The sequence below is a fragment of the Phytohabitans aurantiacus genome (assembly GCF_027923225.1).
Classification (GTDB): domain Bacteria; phylum Actinomycetota; class Actinomycetes; order Mycobacteriales; family Micromonosporaceae; genus Phytohabitans; species Phytohabitans aurantiacus.
In genome coordinates this window covers 46721-64136 of sequence record NZ_BSDI01000007.1, presented here as the reverse complement: position 1 = coordinate 64136, position 17416 = coordinate 46721, and the positions used below count along the sequence as shown (strand labels likewise).

The 17416-nt window shown below is 71.1% G+C and carries 16 protein-coding genes; 11 read left to right on the top strand and 5 right to left on the bottom strand.

Annotation, left to right across the window (positions count from 1 at the left end):
* Positions 1 to 35: 35 nt before the first annotated feature.
* Positions 36 to 1274, bottom strand: a complete 1239-nt coding sequence (locus QMG73_RS07995; RefSeq protein WP_281893472.1) for an HNH endonuclease signature motif containing protein — start codon at positions 1272 to 1274, stop codon at positions 36 to 38.
* Between the two features lie 73 nt (positions 1275 to 1347).
* Positions 1348 to 1794 carry a nuclear transport factor 2 family protein gene (locus QMG73_RS07990; RefSeq protein ID WP_281893471.1) on the bottom strand — a complete coding sequence of 149 codons (447 nt, stop codon included), beginning with the start codon at positions 1792 to 1794 and terminating at the stop codon, positions 1348 to 1350.
* Between the two features lie 142 nt (positions 1795 to 1936).
* On the opposite strand from QMG73_RS07990, the gene QMG73_RS07985 reads away from it, so the two are divergent.
* From QMG73_RS07985 to QMG73_RS07950, 8 genes are all read left to right on the top strand, one after another.
* Positions 1937 to 2998: an isopenicillin N synthase family dioxygenase gene (locus QMG73_RS07985; protein ID WP_281893469.1), complete on the top strand. Its 1062-nt coding sequence runs from the start codon at positions 1937 to 1939 to the stop codon at positions 2996 to 2998.
* A gap of 10 nt (positions 2999 to 3008) precedes the next feature.
* Positions 3009 to 3443, top strand: coding sequence for a hypothetical protein (locus tag QMG73_RS07980; RefSeq protein ID WP_281893468.1), 435 nt, complete (start codon positions 3009 to 3011; stop codon positions 3441 to 3443).
* 396 nt (positions 3444 to 3839) lie between these two features.
* Complete coding sequence (locus QMG73_RS07975) at positions 3840 to 4391, top strand: RNA polymerase sigma factor (RefSeq protein WP_281893466.1); 552 nt, start codon at positions 3840 to 3842, stop codon at positions 4389 to 4391.
* Positions 4388 to 5191: a cupin domain-containing protein gene (locus QMG73_RS07970; RefSeq protein WP_281893464.1), complete on the top strand. Its 804-nt coding sequence runs from the start codon at positions 4388 to 4390 to the stop codon at positions 5189 to 5191. The genes QMG73_RS07975 and QMG73_RS07970 overlap by 4 nt, the downstream gene beginning before the upstream one ends.
* Before the next feature lie 20 nt (positions 5192 to 5211).
* Positions 5212 to 6012 (top strand): ATP-binding cassette domain-containing protein, encoded by an 801-nt coding sequence (locus tag QMG73_RS07965; protein WP_281894356.1) that lies wholly within the window; start codon positions 5212 to 5214, stop codon positions 6010 to 6012.
* A complete protein-coding gene (locus tag QMG73_RS07960; RefSeq protein WP_281893463.1) occupies positions 6009 to 7325 on the top strand; it encodes an MFS transporter in 1317 nt (438 codons plus the stop codon). The genes QMG73_RS07965 and QMG73_RS07960 overlap by 4 nt, the downstream gene beginning before the upstream one ends.
* Positions 7322 to 7915 (top strand): hypothetical protein, encoded by a 594-nt coding sequence (locus QMG73_RS07955; RefSeq protein WP_281893462.1) that lies wholly within the window; start codon positions 7322 to 7324, stop codon positions 7913 to 7915. Before QMG73_RS07960 ends, QMG73_RS07955 begins: the two co-directional genes overlap by 4 nt.
* A gap of 34 nt (positions 7916 to 7949) precedes the next feature.
* Positions 7950 to 9326, top strand: a complete 1377-nt coding sequence (locus tag QMG73_RS07950) for a metallophosphoesterase (protein ID WP_281893461.1) — start codon at positions 7950 to 7952, stop codon at positions 9324 to 9326.
* Here the strand turns inward: QMG73_RS07950 and QMG73_RS07945 are convergent.
* Positions 9268 to 9729 carry a MarR family winged helix-turn-helix transcriptional regulator gene (locus QMG73_RS07945; RefSeq protein ID WP_281893460.1) on the bottom strand — a complete coding sequence of 154 codons (462 nt, stop codon included), beginning with the start codon at positions 9727 to 9729 and terminating at the stop codon, positions 9268 to 9270. The genes QMG73_RS07950 and QMG73_RS07945 overlap by 59 nt on opposite strands.
* Positions 9730 to 9760: 31 nt before the next feature.
* Between QMG73_RS07945 and QMG73_RS07940 the strand changes: the two genes are divergently transcribed.
* Positions 9761 to 10825 (top strand): bifunctional NAD(P)H-dependent oxidoreductase/GNAT family N-acetyltransferase, encoded by a 1065-nt coding sequence (locus QMG73_RS07940; RefSeq protein ID WP_281893458.1) that lies wholly within the window; start codon positions 9761 to 9763, stop codon positions 10823 to 10825.
* A 429-nt stretch (positions 10826 to 11254) separates the two neighbouring features.
* On the opposite strand, the gene QMG73_RS07935 is transcribed toward QMG73_RS07940, so the two are convergent.
* Together QMG73_RS07935 and QMG73_RS07930 are read right to left on the bottom strand one after the other, a co-directional pair.
* Positions 11255 to 11965: a peptidylprolyl isomerase gene (locus QMG73_RS07935; RefSeq protein WP_281893457.1), complete on the bottom strand. Its 711-nt coding sequence runs from the start codon at positions 11963 to 11965 to the stop codon at positions 11255 to 11257.
* A 75-nt stretch (positions 11966 to 12040) separates the two neighbouring features.
* Complete coding sequence (locus tag QMG73_RS07930) at positions 12041 to 13270, bottom strand: aminotransferase class V-fold PLP-dependent enzyme (RefSeq protein WP_281893456.1); 1230 nt, start codon at positions 13268 to 13270, stop codon at positions 12041 to 12043.
* Here QMG73_RS07930 and QMG73_RS07925 point away from each other — a divergent pair.
* Positions 13269 to 14657 (top strand): aminotransferase-like domain-containing protein, encoded by a 1389-nt coding sequence (locus QMG73_RS07925; protein WP_281893454.1) that lies wholly within the window; start codon positions 13269 to 13271, stop codon positions 14655 to 14657. The genes QMG73_RS07930 and QMG73_RS07925 overlap by 2 nt on opposite strands.
* Before the next feature lie 25 nt (positions 14658 to 14682).
* A complete protein-coding gene (locus tag QMG73_RS07920) occupies positions 14683 to 16770 on the top strand; it encodes a family 43 glycosylhydrolase (RefSeq protein WP_281893453.1) in 2088 nt (695 codons plus the stop codon).
* The last annotated feature ends 646 nt before the right edge of the window (positions 16771 to 17416 follow it).

Below are 17416 nucleotides of genomic sequence, written 5' to 3'. Positions count from 1 at the left end.
TCCCGCGGCCTAACCCTCCGCGCCCCCACGTGCTCCTACGTCCGCCGGTGGTAGACATTGCGACGGGGCTTACGCTCACTGTCCACATAGGCTGGTGGAATAAACTCGGGTCTGCCGTCGCCGGCCATCCGCACCTGCCACTCCCCACGGTGGTTGAGCCGATGATGATGTCCACACAGGAGCACACCGTTGCCGAGGCTGGTCGGTCCACCGTCTGCCCAATGCCGAATATGGTGCGCGTCGCACCACTGTGGCGGCCGGTCGCACCCCGGAAACGCACATCCGCCATCCCTGACGACCAGCGCCCGCCGCAGCGGCCCGGTGAACAGTCGCCGTGACTGCCCGACGTCGAGGATCTGCCCGTCACCACCGAGCACCACCGGCAGGATGCGAGCGTCGCAGGCCAGCCGCCGCACCTGCTGCGCCGTGAGCCGCTCCCCGGTGTCGAGCTGCCCGTGGCTCAGTTGCTTACGGACCACGTCATACGGCACGGTGAGGGCGATCTGTGGCCGGTCACCGCCGTTGTCCGGCAGTTGTTCGGTGCGCAGGGCGAGTCGGCAGATTTCCACGAGGGCGTCGGCCCGCCGCTGGGCCGGTGTGCGGTCAAGGTCAGGCTTGCACAGCGGATCCAACGCGGCGTCGACGATCGCGGCAGCTTCGGCGTCGAGCCAGCCGGTGACCCGGAAACGGCCATCACCGTTGTTGGTCAACGTGAACGCCCGCGTCTGCTCAGCCCGCTTCTCATCCCGCTCCGCCGTCCGCCGGTCGGCGTCTTCGGCCACCTCTGGCGCCACATACGCCAGGATCCGGTCGGCGAGCTTTCGCAACACGGCCGGTTCCTGGTCGGCGTGCTCTGCGATCAGGGTCTTCTCGGCCAGATCCACCACATCCGGCGACACCTCGCCAGCCAGGTCATGGACCGCCTTGGCAACCACCTGCGCCTGCTCGACGTTGACCGCCGCGCTCGACAACGCGGCATCCAGCACCGGCCGCTCATCCAGCACCCGCGCCAAATCAACCATCCGGCGTGCGGTATTGATGCTCACCTGTAGACGTGCGCGCAACCACACAGCGGTGCTGGCCGCCTCCTGCGCGATGGGCAGGCTCCGGCCGTCGATCTCCCGCACCAGATGCAGCTTGACCGCCGCCAGCATCTGCTCCGCGTCATGGACCGCGCGCACAGCGCAGACGAGGTCGGCGTCGGGCAGCGACCACACCGGGGCGCCGGCACACTGCCCGGCGATCTCCCTCAGCTGCTCCAACGCCTCTCGCACACATCAATTCTCGTACATCCGTGCGAAGATCACCGCCCCGAAGTACGACACGCCGGCACGACACGCCGATCGCCTAACTTGTGGCGGAGGGCGCCGAGCCGGCCAGCGCGGTGGAGTCGAAGTACCTGACCTCATAGACTCGCTCGCTGAACCTCCAGCTGTCGGCGGTGCGCTGGTATCGGTCGTGGTAAAGGGCATAGTTCAGGTGCGACCTACCGTCGTGCATCCGCCCGAACTCCTGGATGTAGGCGCGGCCGGCAGCGGTGTCGCCGTCAAGCCGGATGATGCCCGGGTGGGCGTGCTGCACGAAGAACTCCCAGAGTCCCTGCCCCCACTCGATGCCGGCGCGGATCTCCTCCCGGCCGACGAACTCCTTGCTGATGTGCGGCCACCGGATGGCGCCGTCCGGGGTGAACAGTGATGCGACGCGGTCGTAGTCGCGCATCATCACCGCGTCGGTGACCTCCGCGCGCAACGCCTCGATCTCGACCCGATCCGCGATGGCCCGCATGTCGTTCATCGGTCTCCCTGCCTCGTCGATGTGCCGCTCAGGTCCAGCATTGAGGCTGGCGGGTGGCGGAACAACGCCGGCTTCGCAGGGTGACCGATAATCCAGGGGTTATATTCGCGACGCGGTGATCATGGAGGGTTACGCTGAGGTCATGGTGGAGCGGTCGTTTGTGGTGCCGAGCGTGGATATCGGGCCGTACGTGCGGGGCGGGGACGATGTGGCTCGCACGCGGGTCGCGGCGCAGATCGACGAGGCGTGCCGCACGGTCGGCTTCTTCCAGATCCGCGGCCACGGCGTGCCGGAGCACGTGACCGCCGGGCTCGCGAGCGCGATCGACGGGTTCTTCGGCCTGCCGTTGGAGGTCAAGAACGGGTACCGCTGCCCGCCCGCGATCAACCGCGGCTACACCCCGCCGAAGGCCGAGTCGCTGAGCCTGAGCCTGGGTGTGGAGTCGGCGGCCCGCATGAATGACTACTTCGAGGCGTTCAACGTCGGCGTACCGGCGCGCACGTATCCACATCTGACACTGCCGGAAACCGACTACGCCGACAACGTCTGGCCGTCTGAGCTCGACGCCTTCGCCAGCCAGGTCGGTGCCTACTTCGCCGAGGCCCAGCGGGTCGCCCGCACGCTGACCCGGGTCTTCGCCGACGCGCTGGGGCTGCCGGCGGGTTTCTTCGACGCGTTCACGGACCATTCGCTTGACGTATTGCGGATGAACAATTACGCGTTGCCACCCGATACTTACACCGGCCACGGCGACCTCATCGGGATGGGAGAGCACACCGATTACGGCATCGTGACCGTGCTGTGGGCCGATCGGATCGCCGGGCTGCAGGTGCTCGACACTCGCGGCGTGTGGCACGACGTGTGCCCCGACGAGAGCGCGCTGCTGGTCAATCTCGGCGACCTTACCGCCCGCTGGACCAACGAACGCTGGCTGTCAACACTGCACCGTGTGAAGCCGCCCATTGTGGACGGTACGATCCGGCGGCGGCGCTCGGCGGCGTACTTCCACGATGGCAACATCGACGCCGTCATCGCCACGCTGCCCACCTGCCTGGCCGAGGGCGAGCCGGCGCGGTACGCCCCGATCACGGTCGCGGAGCACGTCCGGGCGAAGCTGGCGGGTTCCCGTGCGGGCACACCGAACGCGAGCGCTGAGCGCGAGGCGGCCCGCCTCGCCGCCGCCGACCGCGCGCCCCTGAGCTAGTGTCGCCGGGGTGAATGAATGGATCGCCACGCTGGACGAGCTGCTGCTGAAGCCTTTTGAAACCGGCGGTGGGAGTGCGCCGGAGCCGCATCACGTTGATTTGCGCGTGAGTCAGGACTTCTGGGACGACGAGACCCGCGACGAGGTCTTCGGTCCGGTGCTCGCCGAATTCGAAGCCGACCGTGCCAGGCTGGCGCAAGCCATCTCCGTCCACTATGGAGTGCCACAGCGGAAGGATCTGCGACCGTACTTCGACGATAACCCACCAGACGAGCCGGGCAGTGCGCTGTTCGAGTATCTGGCAGGGTGGTTCTTCGAAGTCGACGTCTGGCAGGTCGGTGCCCGCGGGATCGTCGCGGAGGTTGGCCACCAAGACAAGGAACTGCCCCTCCAGTTGATGCTCGTCGTCGGCGATCTGAGCCGGGTTGTGAACCGCGGCGGGTGAGGCCGCGGGAGCGACGGTCCTGCCCGCGACGAGCGTCGCGGTAGCTCGAAATTGCGGGAAGCGCTGAGGGCTCCGGATGCCGCAAGAACGCCGTCTTCCGCTCGCGCCTGGCCGCGGGTGGGCTCGCGCTCCGCGCGGCGCGGCGTAGGTTCCGTCCTCGCCGTCGATCAAGGGAAGTCGCATCGATCAAGGGCGAATACACGCGGAAAGAGATCGAACCACGTGCCTTTGCCCTTGATCGACGGCAGTGCCGGGAGCGCCGGAGCGGCGGGAGCGACCGGAGTGCCGGGAGCGACGGGAGTGCCGGGACAGCCGGGAGTGGGCGGAAGGGGGAGGGGTGACCGGGGTCACATGTGCTGGAGAACCGGGTGAGGGGTGGGGGTCGTCTTTTCTGGTGTGAGACGAAGCCTGGACGCGGTCGACGAGGAGGAACTCGTGCGCCGCACCGCTGGTGGCGACCGGCGCGCGTTCGACGAGTTGTATCGGCGGACGTCGCCGTGGCTGGCGGTGCGGCTGCGGCGGCGGTGTGCCGACGCCGAAGTGGTCGCCGACGTGTTGCAGGAAACGTATCTGGCGGTCTGGCGGGCGGCGGGTAGCTTCGCTGGCAGTGCCGCCAAGGGCAGTGCCGTTGGCTGGTTGTGGACGATCGCCGCCAACCGTCTGGTGGACGCCTTTCGCCGGCGGGCCCGGCAGGCGCAGGCGCCGCCGGTGCCGATGGAGGCCGCGACGGCGCCGGCCGCCGAAGATGAGGTGATGGCCGGGCGGGTCGGTCAGGAGTTGGAGCAGGCGCTGCTGGTGCTGCCGCCGGAGTTGCGGCAGGTGCTGAGGGCGCTGGTGCTCGACGGGTTCTCGGTTCGGGAGACGTCACTGCTGCTGGGTGTGCCCGAAGGCACGGTGAAGTCCCGCGCGCGTCGTGCTCGGATCGTTCTGCGGGAGGCGCTGTCGTGACGACGCATCCGAACCTTGCCGTGATCGCCCGCTACGCCGACGGGGGGCCGGGGCTCGACGAGGCCACGGTCTGGTCGGTCGAGGTGCATCTGGAGACGTGCGCGGACTGCCGCGCCCGGTTGGCCGGTAGCACCACGGGCGACACCCGGACGCTGCTCGATCGGGTCGCCGCCGATCTGGACCGCGGCATCGCCGCCGGGCCCGCACCGGTCCGCCCGCACCGGCCGTGGTCGGCGGTGCGGCGCCGGTGGCTGGTGTGGGCGCTGCTGCCGTGGCTGACCATGACGGTGGTGGTACTGGGCTGCGCGGTCCTGCTGGAGTCGGTGCGACCCGGCCTGCCCTCGCTGGTGCTGCTGCTCGCGCCGGTGGCGCCGCTGCCCGGGGTGGCGGTCGCCTGGAGCCGGCGCCAGGATCCGGCCTGGGAGCTGATCGCCGGTACGCCGGCCGCCGGCCTGACGATGCTGCTGCGGCGCACTGTGGCCGTGCTGGCCGTGGTCGTCCCGGCGCTCGTTCTCGCGGGTGCCGGCACGGGCTTGTCGCTGGCGCTGGTGCTGCTGCCGTGCCTGGCGTTCACCGCGGCGACCATCGCGCTGGGCGCGCTCGTGGGCGTACGCCGCGCCGCGGTCGGGCTCGTCGCGGTGTGGGTGCTGGCCGTGGTGCTGCCCAGCCTGGTCACCGCTGGCCTGCCCGTGGTTCTGCGCCCGGGCAGTGCCGGCGTGTGGGCGCTGGCCACCGTCGCGCTGGCCGGGTTCATCGGCGCGCGCGCCGACAGCTTCCGGCGACTGTCCAGCCATTCATGAGTCTCTTGGAGGAATCGATGATGCGCATGGTGAGCGCGGCCGAGACGGCCCCCACCACATATCCCTGGGCGGTACAGGCCGAGGGGTTGCGGGTACGCGCCGGACGGCACCTGGCCGTCGACGGGCTCGACCTGGCTCTCGGCGTGGGCGTCCACGGCCTGCTCGGCCCGAACGGCGCCGGCAAGACCACGCTGATGCGGGCGCTGGCCACGGTCGTGAAGCCGGCCGGTGGGCGGCTGACCCTGCTCGGCGAGTCGGTCGACGGCCGCGCCGACCTGCGCCGGGTGCGGCGTGGGCTGGGATACCTGCCGCAGCAGTTCGGGTTCTACCCGCGGTTCACGGTGCGCGAGTTCGTCGAGTACATGGCGTGGCTCAAGGAGATGCCCAAGACGATGGTGCCGGGCGCGGTGCAGCGGGCGATCGACCGGGTGGGGCTCACCGCCAAGGCCGGTGCGCGGATGAAGACGCTGTCCGGTGGCATGCTGCGCCGCGCCGGCATCGCGCAGGCGATCGTCAACGACCCGGAGGTGCTGCTGCTCGACGAGCCCACCGTCGGTCTCGATCCCGAGCAGCGCCTCGACTTCCGCGAGCTGCTGCGTGACATCGGCGTCGACAGTTGCGTGCTGGTCTCCACGCACCTGGTGGAGGACGTGGTGGCCGCCTGCACCGACGTCGTACTGGTCAACGAGGGTCGGCTGGTGCACCAGGGCACGCCCGACAGCCTGATCGCGGAGGGCGGCGCCGGCGACGCCGGCGACAGCCCCGCGGAGCGGGGATACTCGGCGCTGCTGCGCCGGCACCGGGCGGAGGCGGGCAAGTGAGGCGCATCCTGGGTATCGAACTGCGCCGTTCCGCCGCTGTGGGAGCCGTACTCATCCTCGTACTGGCCGGTGCCGTCCTGCTCTACGCCGCACCGCAACGGTGGTCCACCGGGTGGATGTCGCTGGCCATGGCGCAACGGGAGTACCTGGTGCTGCTGTGGCCGCTGGCGCTGGCGGCCGGAGCCTGGCAGGCCCGCCGTGAGCACCGGTCCAAGGTGGCCGAGCTGTTCGCGAGCACCGCGCGACCGCGAGCTCAGCGGATGATGCCGACCCTCGGCGCGATGGGCGTCGCGGTCGTGTGCGCCTACCTGGCGATGATCGCGGTGGGCGTGCCGTGGATCATCGGCACGGCCGGTTACCTGCCGGCGACCGCCTTCGTCATCGCGGCCGTCGGGGGACTGGCGATGGTCGCGGCGGCCTGGCTCGGGCTGGCGATCGGGCGCCTGCTGCCGTCTCCGGTGACCGCCCCCGCGCTGGCCGTGGCCGGCATCGGACTGCTGATGGCCCTCAGCGCCGGTCAACGGGAGTGGCTGTCCCTGGTGTTCTCACCGATGTACGGCATGGGCCAGTACACCGACTACCAGACGGTGTACGGGCGGGTCAGCGCCGCTCAGGCGGTCTGGCTGGCCGCGCTCGCCGGCACCGCCGCGCTCCTGCTCGCCTCCGGCGGCTGGCGCGGCCGGGTGGCGGCGCTGCTGCCGGCGGTGCTCGGCGCCGTGGTGGCGATCGTGCTCATTCCGCGCGACGACGAGTTCGTCGCGCACCCGGTCGACCCGGTCGCGCAGGAGCTGGTGTGCGCCGACAACGCTCCCCGAGTGTGCGTCAGCCGGGTGCACGCCGGGCTGCTGCCCGAAGTGACCCCGCTGGCCGAGCAGGCCCTGGCGATGCTGGCGAAGCTGCCGGACCCGCCGACGACCGTGCACGAGGACACCACCACCTACTATCCCGATACGTCGCCGCCGAGGCGGGCCGACGTCGTGCTGGTCAATGTCCGGGTCGACAAGTACGGCCACCTCGCGCACAAGGCCACCGTGCTGCCCGCGATGTTGTACGCGGCGGGCGCGAACACGCACGGCTGCGTCGGCGCGAGCAGCACGCCGGTGGCGCGTGCGGCCGGGTACTGGCTGATGGGCCGGGAGCCGGTGGCCGAGTACGCCGACGAGGAGGCCGAGGTCAACGCCGAGGCCGTGACGCTGTGGCGGGGCCTGCGGAGCCTGCCCGAGAGCGAGGCGGCGGCCCGCGTCGCGGCGGTGCGGCGTGCCGCCCTGGCCTGCGAAGACCTCGACGGGCTGCTGAGCAGGAGCGCCCGATGAGGTGGCTACGGCTGTACGCGCGCTCCCGGCGGGTACCAGCGGCGCTGGCCGCGACCGGCGGCTGCGCGGCGGTGATGTGGTCACTGTGGACGGTGTTCTCGAACAGCCGCGACGTGGGCGTACCGATGGTCATCCTGACCGTCCTGCTGATGGTCGCGGCGGTCACGGCCACCCTCGGCGGCCCCGACGACGCCCTGGAGCGCACCGCGGCGCTGCCCTGGCCGAGGCGGCGTGCCGCACACCTGCTGGCGGCCTCGGCCGTGGTACTCGTGCCGCTGCTGGCGACCCTGCTCACCGGCACCCGGTTCGGCCCGGCCGAGGTGGTGATCCGCGACGCGGCCGGCCTGCTGGGGCTGACAGCCCTGGGCGCGGCCACGATCGGCGCCGCCCGCTCGTGGTTCCTGCCGCTGGGCTGGACGCTGGCCGCGATCGTGTTCCCCCTGCCGGAACGGGTCTACGGGCAGATCCTGACGTGGCAGTCGCAGGCGCCCGGCAGCGAGGCCGCGGCGGTGACAGCCGTGTTGCTCGCGCTGGGCGGGCTGGTCGCGTACGCGGCGGCGGGGCCGGCCCGGCGCGCGGCCGCGCTATGAGGTTTCCTCCGGTCGCTCCCGTGGGTACCGGGCGGTGGTGGAAGCCCACTTCGAGCCGTACGTGCAGCTCGTCGACGTCACCGACGACGCGGCGCTGATCGCTTGGGGCGGCTTCCGGCTGGGTGAGCACGCGGGCCGGTGGCGTGCCGAGCGCGGCGGGGAGACGTTCGGCGCCCGGTCCGAGCCGCGCGGCCGGGCGGCCGTGGAGGTACTCGACGGCGAAGGGGCGATCGTCGGCAGGACGGTCACGGACGAGGCCAACCACGCCTGGGTACAAGGGCTGCGGCCCGCGACGACGTACCGGTACCGGGTACTGGTCGACGGCGAGCCGTGGGGCGCGGGGGAGCGGTTCGACTGGGTGTCGGGGAGCCTCGGTGCCGCCTGGCGGCCGCCCGACCAGCGGCTGCGGACCCACGCCGGCGGCTCCGATCCGGACCCCGTGACGTTCCTGGCCATCGGCGACTTCGGCGTCGGGATCGCCTCCGGTGCCGACGGGGCCCGGCAGATCGCGGTCGCCCGCACGATGCAGCGGCTGGCGGACGCGGTCGACATCCGGTTCGTGGTCGGTCTCGGCGACTCGATCTACCACGGGCCCGGTGGTCCCCAGGACGCCAGCGGCGCCTTCGACGAGGACTGGTGGCTCACGTTCTTCCAGCCGTACCGGTACCTGTTCGACCACCTGCCGTTCTATCCGACCGCCGGCAACCACGACAGCTCGGACACCGAGGCCAGCGACGACCGGGAACAGCTCGAAGACAACCTCTATCTGCGTATCCGGTTCGCGCCGCGCCAGGAGGTCGGGCGGGCGTCGATCGACCCGGGGCTGTTCTACCAGCTGCGGGTCGGCGCGCTGCTGGAACTTGTCTGCGTCGACACCACGTGGGGAGCCGAGCGGGGGCTGCACTGGTTCGACGAGCCCGGGCACCGCGGGTGGCTGGAGCGGGCCCTCGCCGGCAGTGACGCGGCGTGGCGGGTGCCGTTCTCCCACCACCCCGCGTACTCGGCTGGGCCCGCCCACGCGTGCATGCCGGAGCAGATGGAACGGCTGGTGCCGCTGTACCGGCGTCACGGCGTCCGGCTGCTCCTGCACGGCCACGAGCACAACTTCCAGCACGGTCGGGCCGACGATCTCCAGTACGTGGTCTCCGGCGCCGCCGCGAAGCTCGACGAGCGAACCCCGGACCGCTTCGCCGAGGCCGGCACGCTGTCCTGGGCCGCCGAGCCACACTGCCTGCTGGTACAGGTGAAGCCGGACCGGATGGTCGTCACCCCGTACGGGCCGACGGCGCCGGGAGCCCAGCCGGCCCCCATCGCCCGCCGCCGGCCCGACGGCACGGTGACCGACGAGCCGATCACGGTTGTTCCAGCCTCCGGGCGATCCGTTCGATCGCGGCGAGGTCTGACGGAGTGAGCCGGTCGATGAAGTGGTGCCGCACCGACTCGACATGCGCGGGTGCGGCGTTCTCAAGGGCGTCCAAGCCCTGCTCGGTGAGGACCAGGAGACAACCCCTGCCGTCAGCCGGGTCTGGCGCGCGCCGCAGTAGACCGCGCGTTTCCATGCGGGTCGCGTGACGGGACAAGCGGCTGCGTGACCAGCCCATCTTGTCGGCCTGCTCCCCAAGGGTGCTGGTGTGCGCGGGACGCTCGGACAGTGTGCTGAGCACCTCGTAGTCGGGTTCGGAAAGGCCGACCGTGGCCAGGTCGCGTGCCGTGCCGGCCTGGACGGCGACCATGATCCGCAGGAAGGCCCGCCAGGCCCGCTCCTCGTCCGGCTTCAGCCAGGGTACGGCCTCTACCGGCGGCTTCGTTGACATGTAAACAACTTAGCATGTACGCTTCGTTTCCATGTCAACGAAATCGCTTCGGGTCCTCGCTCTGACGTGCAGCACCCGCCCCGGCGCGCTCGGACCCATCGTGGCTCGGTGGCTGACCGACACGGTCACACCCCGCGCGGCGGAGCTCGACGTCGAGGTCGTACCGGTGGCCCTGGGCGAGCTGAACCTGCCCTTCCTCGACGAGGAGGACCATCCGTCCTCGGGCGTCTACCGGCATGAGCACACCCGCCGGTGGAGCGCGATCGTCGACGCCGCGGACGGATTCATCGCCGTCACACCGGAGTACAACTACGGGATGCCGGCGACCCTGAAGAACGCGCTGGACTACCTCGGCCGGGAGTGGGCGTGGAAGCCGATCGGCTTCGTCAGTTACGGCAACACGTCGGCCGGCACCCGATCCGTCCAGCACACCAAGCAGGTGGTAACCACGCTGCGCATGGTCCCCTTGGGCGCCACGGTCGCCATCCGGATCGGTGATTCGGTGCGGGAGGGCCGGCTGCGGCCGGACCCCGGCCGCGACGCGGCGGGCCTCGCCCTGCTGGACGAACTGGTCCGGGCCGCTCACGCCCTGCGGCCGATGCGCGAGCGGGCGCGACCCGAAACGTCATCCGGTCCGCTCCCAGGCTCCTACGCGAGGCGGCTGACCCCGGACGACGCCGCGCAGGTCACCGTGGTGCAGCGCTGCTGTTGGATGGATGAGGCACTGGCCAACGACACCATGGCCATACCGGCCCTGCACGAGTCGCTGGAACAGGTGCGTGAGTGGCTCGGAACCTGGCACACCATAGGCGTCTGGCTCGACGGCCGGCTGCTGGGAATGGTCCGGACCCGTCCCGACGGCACCGACTGGCACCTGGGCCGGCTCGCTGTCGTGCCCGACCTGCGGGGGCGCGGGCTGGGCCGTTGGCTGTTGCGCACCGCCGAGGCCGCCGCCGGAGCAGACTTCCGCCGCATCCTGTTGTGCACCGGCGCCAAAAGCCTGCGAAACATCGACCTCTACCAGAGCGAGGGCTATCAGCCCGTGTCACTCGCAAGCCCCGACGGCACCGTCTGCCTCGCCAAGCGCCGTGATTAGTCCGCGGGCGATCGCGTCCCGGCTGATCTAGAGCCGACCATCGGCCGCCATCTGCCGTCGATGACAGCACTCGTCGAGTTCCCGCGACCAGGCAACTTCGCCAGGATCTAGGGATTTGAGCTGCCGCGACGTCCGTCGCGGGCGATGCCGTTGCTCCCGCGGCCTCACCCTTCGCGCCCTCAAGACCGACGCGGCCGGGGTTGATTGTGGATCGCGGAGGGCGAGGCCGCGGGAGCAACGGTCTGGCGCACGGCGGACGTCGCGGTAGCTCAGAGCTCAGTCCTGGTGTCGATCGTGCCCCAAGCCTCGTCGATCAAGGCCAAGCCCGTCGATCAAGGGCGAATGCACGCGGTTTAGCGATCCAATCACGTGTATTCGCCCTTGATCGGCGGGCGGGGCGCGCCGTCGCCGTCGTCGCCGGGCGGAGGGTTAGAGGGCTAGGCAGATCTCGGTGCGTATGGCTGGGGGGCCGTCGACTGGGGCTGGGTCTTCGGCTGTCGGTGCCACGCCACCCGCGGCGATCCGGTCGAGGGTGCGCAGGCCCAGTGGCCGCACGCTGCCGAAGATCGTGTAGTTCGGCCGGAGTGCGGAGTCGGCGAAGACCAGGAAGAACTGGCTGCCGTTCGTGTCCGGCCCGGCGTTGGCCATGGCGAGCACGCCGCGGGCGTAGACCCTGCGCGCGCCGGTCGGGTCGGTGGGTGCCGGCGGCAGGTCGGTGGGCAACTCGTCCTTGTACCGGTATCCCGGGCCGCCCTCGCCCGTGCCCGACGGGTCGCCGCACTGCAGCACCTTCAGCGTCGGGTAGGTGGTGAGCCGGTGACAGATGGTCTTGTTGTAGAACCGGTGCCGCACCAGATGCAGGAAGCTTTGCACGGTGCAGGGCGCCTTGGCACGGTCGAGGGTGAGCGGGATGAGACCGACGTTGGTGATCAGAGTCGTGGTGACCGTGCCGCGGTCGGGTGTGTGCCGGGGATCGGGCGGCAGCGGGACCGGGCGCGCCGCCGGTTCGTCCGGAGTCTCCGTGTAGCCACACGGTCCCTTCGTCACCTCCGGCGGCGCGCTGGCGTGTGCCGGTGCCGCGGCGGCGCCGAGGAGCAGGCCGGCGGCGAGCACGGTGACAGCGATGCGGCGTGGGACCACGATGTCCTCCTATGACCGGTAGGCGTTGCCCCCAACGGTCTAACCGACATCGATGTATCCCGTCAAGCCCGGCCCCTACCCCGCGCTGAGCTCCTTCACCGCGGCGGCGACCTGGTCGACCTCGTCCTCGGTGTTGTAGTAGTGCGGCGACAGGCGCAGGCACCAGTCGACATTCTTGTCGGCGAAGTCGAACTGGGCGAACTCGCGGAAGCTGAGCGCCGAGTTGACACCGCGAGCGTCCATGGCCGCCTTGAACGGCTGCGGCTGCCAGCCCGCGATCGCGAACGTGACCAGGCCGGCCAATTGCCGGCCGCGGTCGAGCACCCGTACACCGGGGATCTGCTCCAGATGGCCGCGCAGCCGCGCTGCCAGCGCCGGGGTGCGCGCGGAGATGGCGTCGATCCCGACCTGCCGGGCGTACCGCACGGCGGCGGCGCTGCCGAGCACGGCGGCGTACGGGAACTCCCACTCCTCGAACCGCGCCGCCGTCTCGACGGGCTCGTACCGGTCCGTCCCCGTCCAGCGGGCACCGTGCATGTCGATGAAGAGCGGCTCGTACCCGGCGCGCAGGACCCTGTCGGAGACGTAGAGAAAGCCCGTCGCGCGCGGGCCGCGCAGGAACTTGCGGCAGGTGGCGGCGAGCAGGTCGCAGCCGATCTCGGCGACGTCGATCGGAAGCTGGCCGACCGACTGGCAGGCGTCGACGAGGTAGAGCAGGTCCAGTTCGCGGCAGTGCCGGCCGATCTCGGCGATCGGCTGGACGAGGCCCGAGTTGGTCGGGACGTGGGTGGCGGCCACCAGCCGGGGGCGGTGGTGGCGCATCAGGGCGGCCATCGCCTCGACGTCGACACCGCCGCCGGGCAGGTCGGGCGCGTGGACCAGGCGTACCCCGAACCGCTTGCGCAGGGACAGGAATGCGATCTGGTTGGAGATGAAGTCGTCGCGGGTGGTGAGGATGACGTCGTCCCGCTCGAACGGGATCGCCGACAGCGCGTTGGCATAGGCGTGGGTGGCGCTGCCCGCGAACGCGATGTTGCCGGGCGTGGTGTTGATCAGAGCCGCCACCTGCAGGTAGAAGTCCCGAACCTCCGTGGCGCGAGCGGCGGACGCCTCGTACCCTCCGATGGTGGCTTCGAGGTTCAGGTGGTCGACCACGGCCGCCAGTACCGGCTTCGCCACCAGCCCGCAGCCGGCGTTGTTGAAGTGGATGACGCGCTCGCAGCCCGGTGTGTCGGCTCGCAGCGCGGCTACGTCGAGCGGTAGCGGTTTCTGCGCGGTCGCGATAGCGCTATCGTGTTCTCTCATGTCTGACAGTAGCACTTCTGCGGATCTCGCAGCCACGCTGCGCGAGCTGATCGGCCGGCTCTCGCCGGGGGACCGGCTGCCGAGCAGCCGCGATCTGACCGCGCGCTACCGGGTCAGCCCGGTCACCGTGGCGCGCGCGATGGCGTTGCTGGCAGCCGAGGGCGCCATCCTCACCCGGCCAGGGAGCGGCACGTACGTCGCTCCGCGTACCCGGAACGCCAGCGACCTCGCGGACACCGGCTGGCAGACGGTCGCGCTCACCGACCGCGCCGTGGACACCCGGGCGGTCGTCGACGCGCTCGGGCCGGCGCCCGCTGGGATGATCGCCCTCGACGGCGGCTACCTGGACCGGTCCCTGCAACCGACCAAGGCACTGAGCGCCGCGCTGGCCCGGGCCGCCCGCCGCCCGGACGCCTGGGATCGCGCCCCCGCCAGCGGGCTGCCCGAGCTGCGAGCCGCGTTCGCCGGTATCGCCCGGGGCGCCGTCACCGCCGAGGACGTGCTGATCACCTCGGGCGGCCAGAGCGCGCTGTCGATGACGTTTCGCGCGATCGCCGGCCCGGGCAGCCCGGTACTCGTCGAGTCGCCGACCTATCCCGGCGCGCTCGCCGCCGCACGCGCGGCCGGGCTGCGGCCCACACCGGTCCCCACCGACCTGGACGGCGTGCGGCCGGACCTGCTCGCCGACGCGTTCGCCATGACCGGCGCCCGGGTGCTCTACTGCCAGCCCACCTACCACAATCCCACCGGCGCCGTCCTGGCGCCGGAACGCCGGAGCCAGGTCATCGACGTCGCGCGGGCCTACGGCGCGTTCGTTGTCGAAGACGACTTCGCCCGCAGCCTCGGTCACGGTGCGGCCGTGCCGCGCCCGCTGCTCACCGACGACCGGGACGGCACCGTCGTCTACCTGACGTCGCTGACCAAGCCCGCCGCGCCGAGCCTTCGCATCGGCGCCGTCATCGCCCGCGGGCCGGTGATGGAGCGGATCCGCGCGGTACGCCTCGTCGATGACTTCTTCGTCGCCCGGCCGTTGCAGGAGGCGGCGCTGGACGTGATCGGCTCCCCGTCCTGGGACCGGCACCTGCGCGCGCTGGCCTCCTCGTTGCGGGAGCGCAGCCAGGCCCTGGCCACCGCGATCGCCCGCGAACGTCCAGACTGGACGATCACCCGCCAGCCCGCCGGCGGGCTGCACCTGTGGGTCGAGCTGCCGCCCGGCACGGACGACGCGCGCGTCGCGGCCACCGCGCGCGAGCATGGTGTATCGGTGGGAGCCGGCCGCCGCTTCTTCGCCGCCGAGCCTCCCGGTGCGTACCTGCGCCTGGCGTTCGCCGCCACCGTCGACGCGGCGGAGCTGACCGTGGCGGCACGCCGGCTGGCGCTGATCTGACCGGGTACTCTACCGTTGCGGGGCGATGACCGATGTCGATGTAAGGGGCTGGCTCGTGGAGCGAATGACGATGCGGCGCCGGGTCGCGCTCGTGGCGACAGGCGTCATGCTGGCCGCGGGACTGGTCACCACCCCGGTGCGGGCGGCCGACGCGAACCTCGTCGTCAACGGCGGGTTCGAAGACGGCCTCGCCGGCTGGTTCTCCAACACGGCCGGCAGCGCCACGCTGTCGCCCACGACCGACGCCTTCACGGGCTCCGGTGCCGTGCTCGTCACGAACCGGACCAACACCAGCTCCGGCCCCATGCAGGACCTGTCCGGCAAGGTGCAGGCCGGCAAAATCTACACGGTATCGGCGCGCGTGAAGTACGAGAACCCGGCCAGCCCGGCGACCAAGAACTTCGTCGTCACCATGCACTACGGCGGCTCGTCCTACACCAATCTCGGCTCAGTGACGGTGCCGCGTGGGCAGTGGGGGCTGATCCGGGGCACGTTCGCGGTGCCCATGGCGCAAAACGTCACCACCGCGCGGATCTTCGTCGAGACACAGTGGACGGCGACGCCGACCCCGCCCGAGGCGCACCTCATGGACTTCACGGTCGACGACGTGGCGCTGGAGGAGTACACGAGGTCGCGGACGTTCGAGGTGCTCGGCAAGCTCCCCGGTGAGGGAAACCCGATCATCTCGCACAAGTTCGGGGCCGACGCCAACGCGTTCGTCCACGGCGGCCGGGTGTACCTCTACATGACCAACGACACCCAGGTCTACTACCCGGGCCCCGACGGGATCTCCCCGACGAACACCTACGGTGGCATCAACACGATCACCGTCATCTCCTCCAACGACCTCGTCAACTGGGTCGACCACGGTGAGATCCCGGTCGCCGGGCCAGACGGGATCGCCCGGTATGCCAACCAGTCCTGGGCTCCGGCGATGGCGCGTAAGGTCATCGACGGCAAGGAGAAGTTCTTCCTGTACTTCGCCAACAACGGCGGCTCCACGGGCGTCATCGTCGGCGACTCACCGCTCGGCCCGTGGCGCGACGAGCGCGGCAGCCTCCTGATCACCAGCGCGACGCCGGGCGCCTCCAACGGCCGGAACTGGCTCTTCGACCCGGGTGTGCTGATCGACAACGACGGGCAGAGCTACCTGTACTTCGGTGGTGGCGGCGACGACCGCTCGGGCAGCTACGAAAACACGAACCACCCGAAGTCCACGCGCGTGATCAGGCTCGGCGACGACATGATCAGCACCGTCGGTTCGGCCGAGGTCATCGACGCGCCGTTGACGTTCGAGGCCAGCCACGTGTTCAAGCGTCGTGGCAAGTACTACTACTCGTACTCGACGAACTTCGGGTTCTCCGGCCCGGTCGACCCCAACGGCCCGCCGACCGGGGCGATCGCCTACCTCATGGCCGACGACCCGATGGGCCCGTGGACGCCCGACAAGTACGCCGGCGTGATCTTCCGCAACCCGGGTGTCTACTTTGGAGTCGGCGGAAACAACCACCAGTCGGTCTTCAAGTTCAAGGGCGAATACTACTTCACCTACCACGCCCAGACGCTCAACACGCGCGCCACGGGCGGCACCGGCCAGGGCTTCCGCAGCCCGCACATCGCCAAGCTGGCGTTCAACGAAGACGGCACGATCCAAGAGGTGATCGGCTCTTACGCCGGCGTCGACAAGGTGCGCGACGTCAACCCGTACCGTGTGATCGAGGCCGAGACCGTCGCGTGGCAGCAGGGCATCGCGACGAAGAAGACCACCGGCGCCTCGGAGGAGTTCGGCGCGCGAGCGCCAAACCTCGTGGTGCACGACGTCGACAACGGCGACTGGACCTCGCTCGCGTCGGTCGACTTCCGGCGCGGCGCCGGCGGCGTCACCGCCAAGGTGCTCCCGCTCGTCCAAGGTGGACAGATCCAGCTGCGCCTCGACGACCGCGCCGCCCCGGTGGTCGCGACCATCCCCGTCGACGCGCCGGTGGGCGAGTGGACGTCGGTGACCGCCGCGCTCGGCGGCGTCACGGGCGTGCACGACGTCTACTTCACCTACACCGGCCCCGACGGCGCCGACCTCTTCGAGGTCGACTCCTGGAGCTTCACCCGCTCGTAGAAGCCTCCAGACCAAGAGATTTCGAGCTACCGCGACGTCCGCCGCGGTCCATACCGCTGCTCCCGCGGCCTCACCCTCCGCACCCACTCACGCTCCCCGCCGCCCCGCCCGCCCCCGCCCGCGCCGCCCCGCCCCGCCCCGCGCGCCGCCCCGCCCCGCGCGCCGCCCCGCCCCGCCCCGCGCGCCGCGTCGCCCCGCCCCGCGCGCCGCCCCGCCCCGCCCCGCACGCGCGCCGCCCCGCCCCGCCGTGCCCGCCTCCCGCCGATCAAGGGCGAATGCACGCGGTTGGATCTTTTCTCGGCGTGCGTCCGCCCCCAGGCCGGCCCGGCACGGCGTGTCGCCACGCCCGACCCGCCGATCAAGGGCGAATGCACGCTGTTGGATCTCTTTTCGCGTGCATTCGCCCTTGATCCATGCGATTGCCCTTGATCGGCGCGCCCCGCGCGCCGCGGCGGCGCGCGGGGGGCGGCGGGCGGGGCGCGCGGCGCGCGCCGCTCACACCCCGGGGGGTCGGCACGCCCCCTGCGCGCCGATCAAGGGCGAACGCACGTGGTTGGATCTCTTTTTCGCGTGTATTTGCCCTTGATCGATGCGATTGCCCTTGATCGGCGCGGCGCGGCGCGGCGCGGTGCGCGGGGCGGCGCGC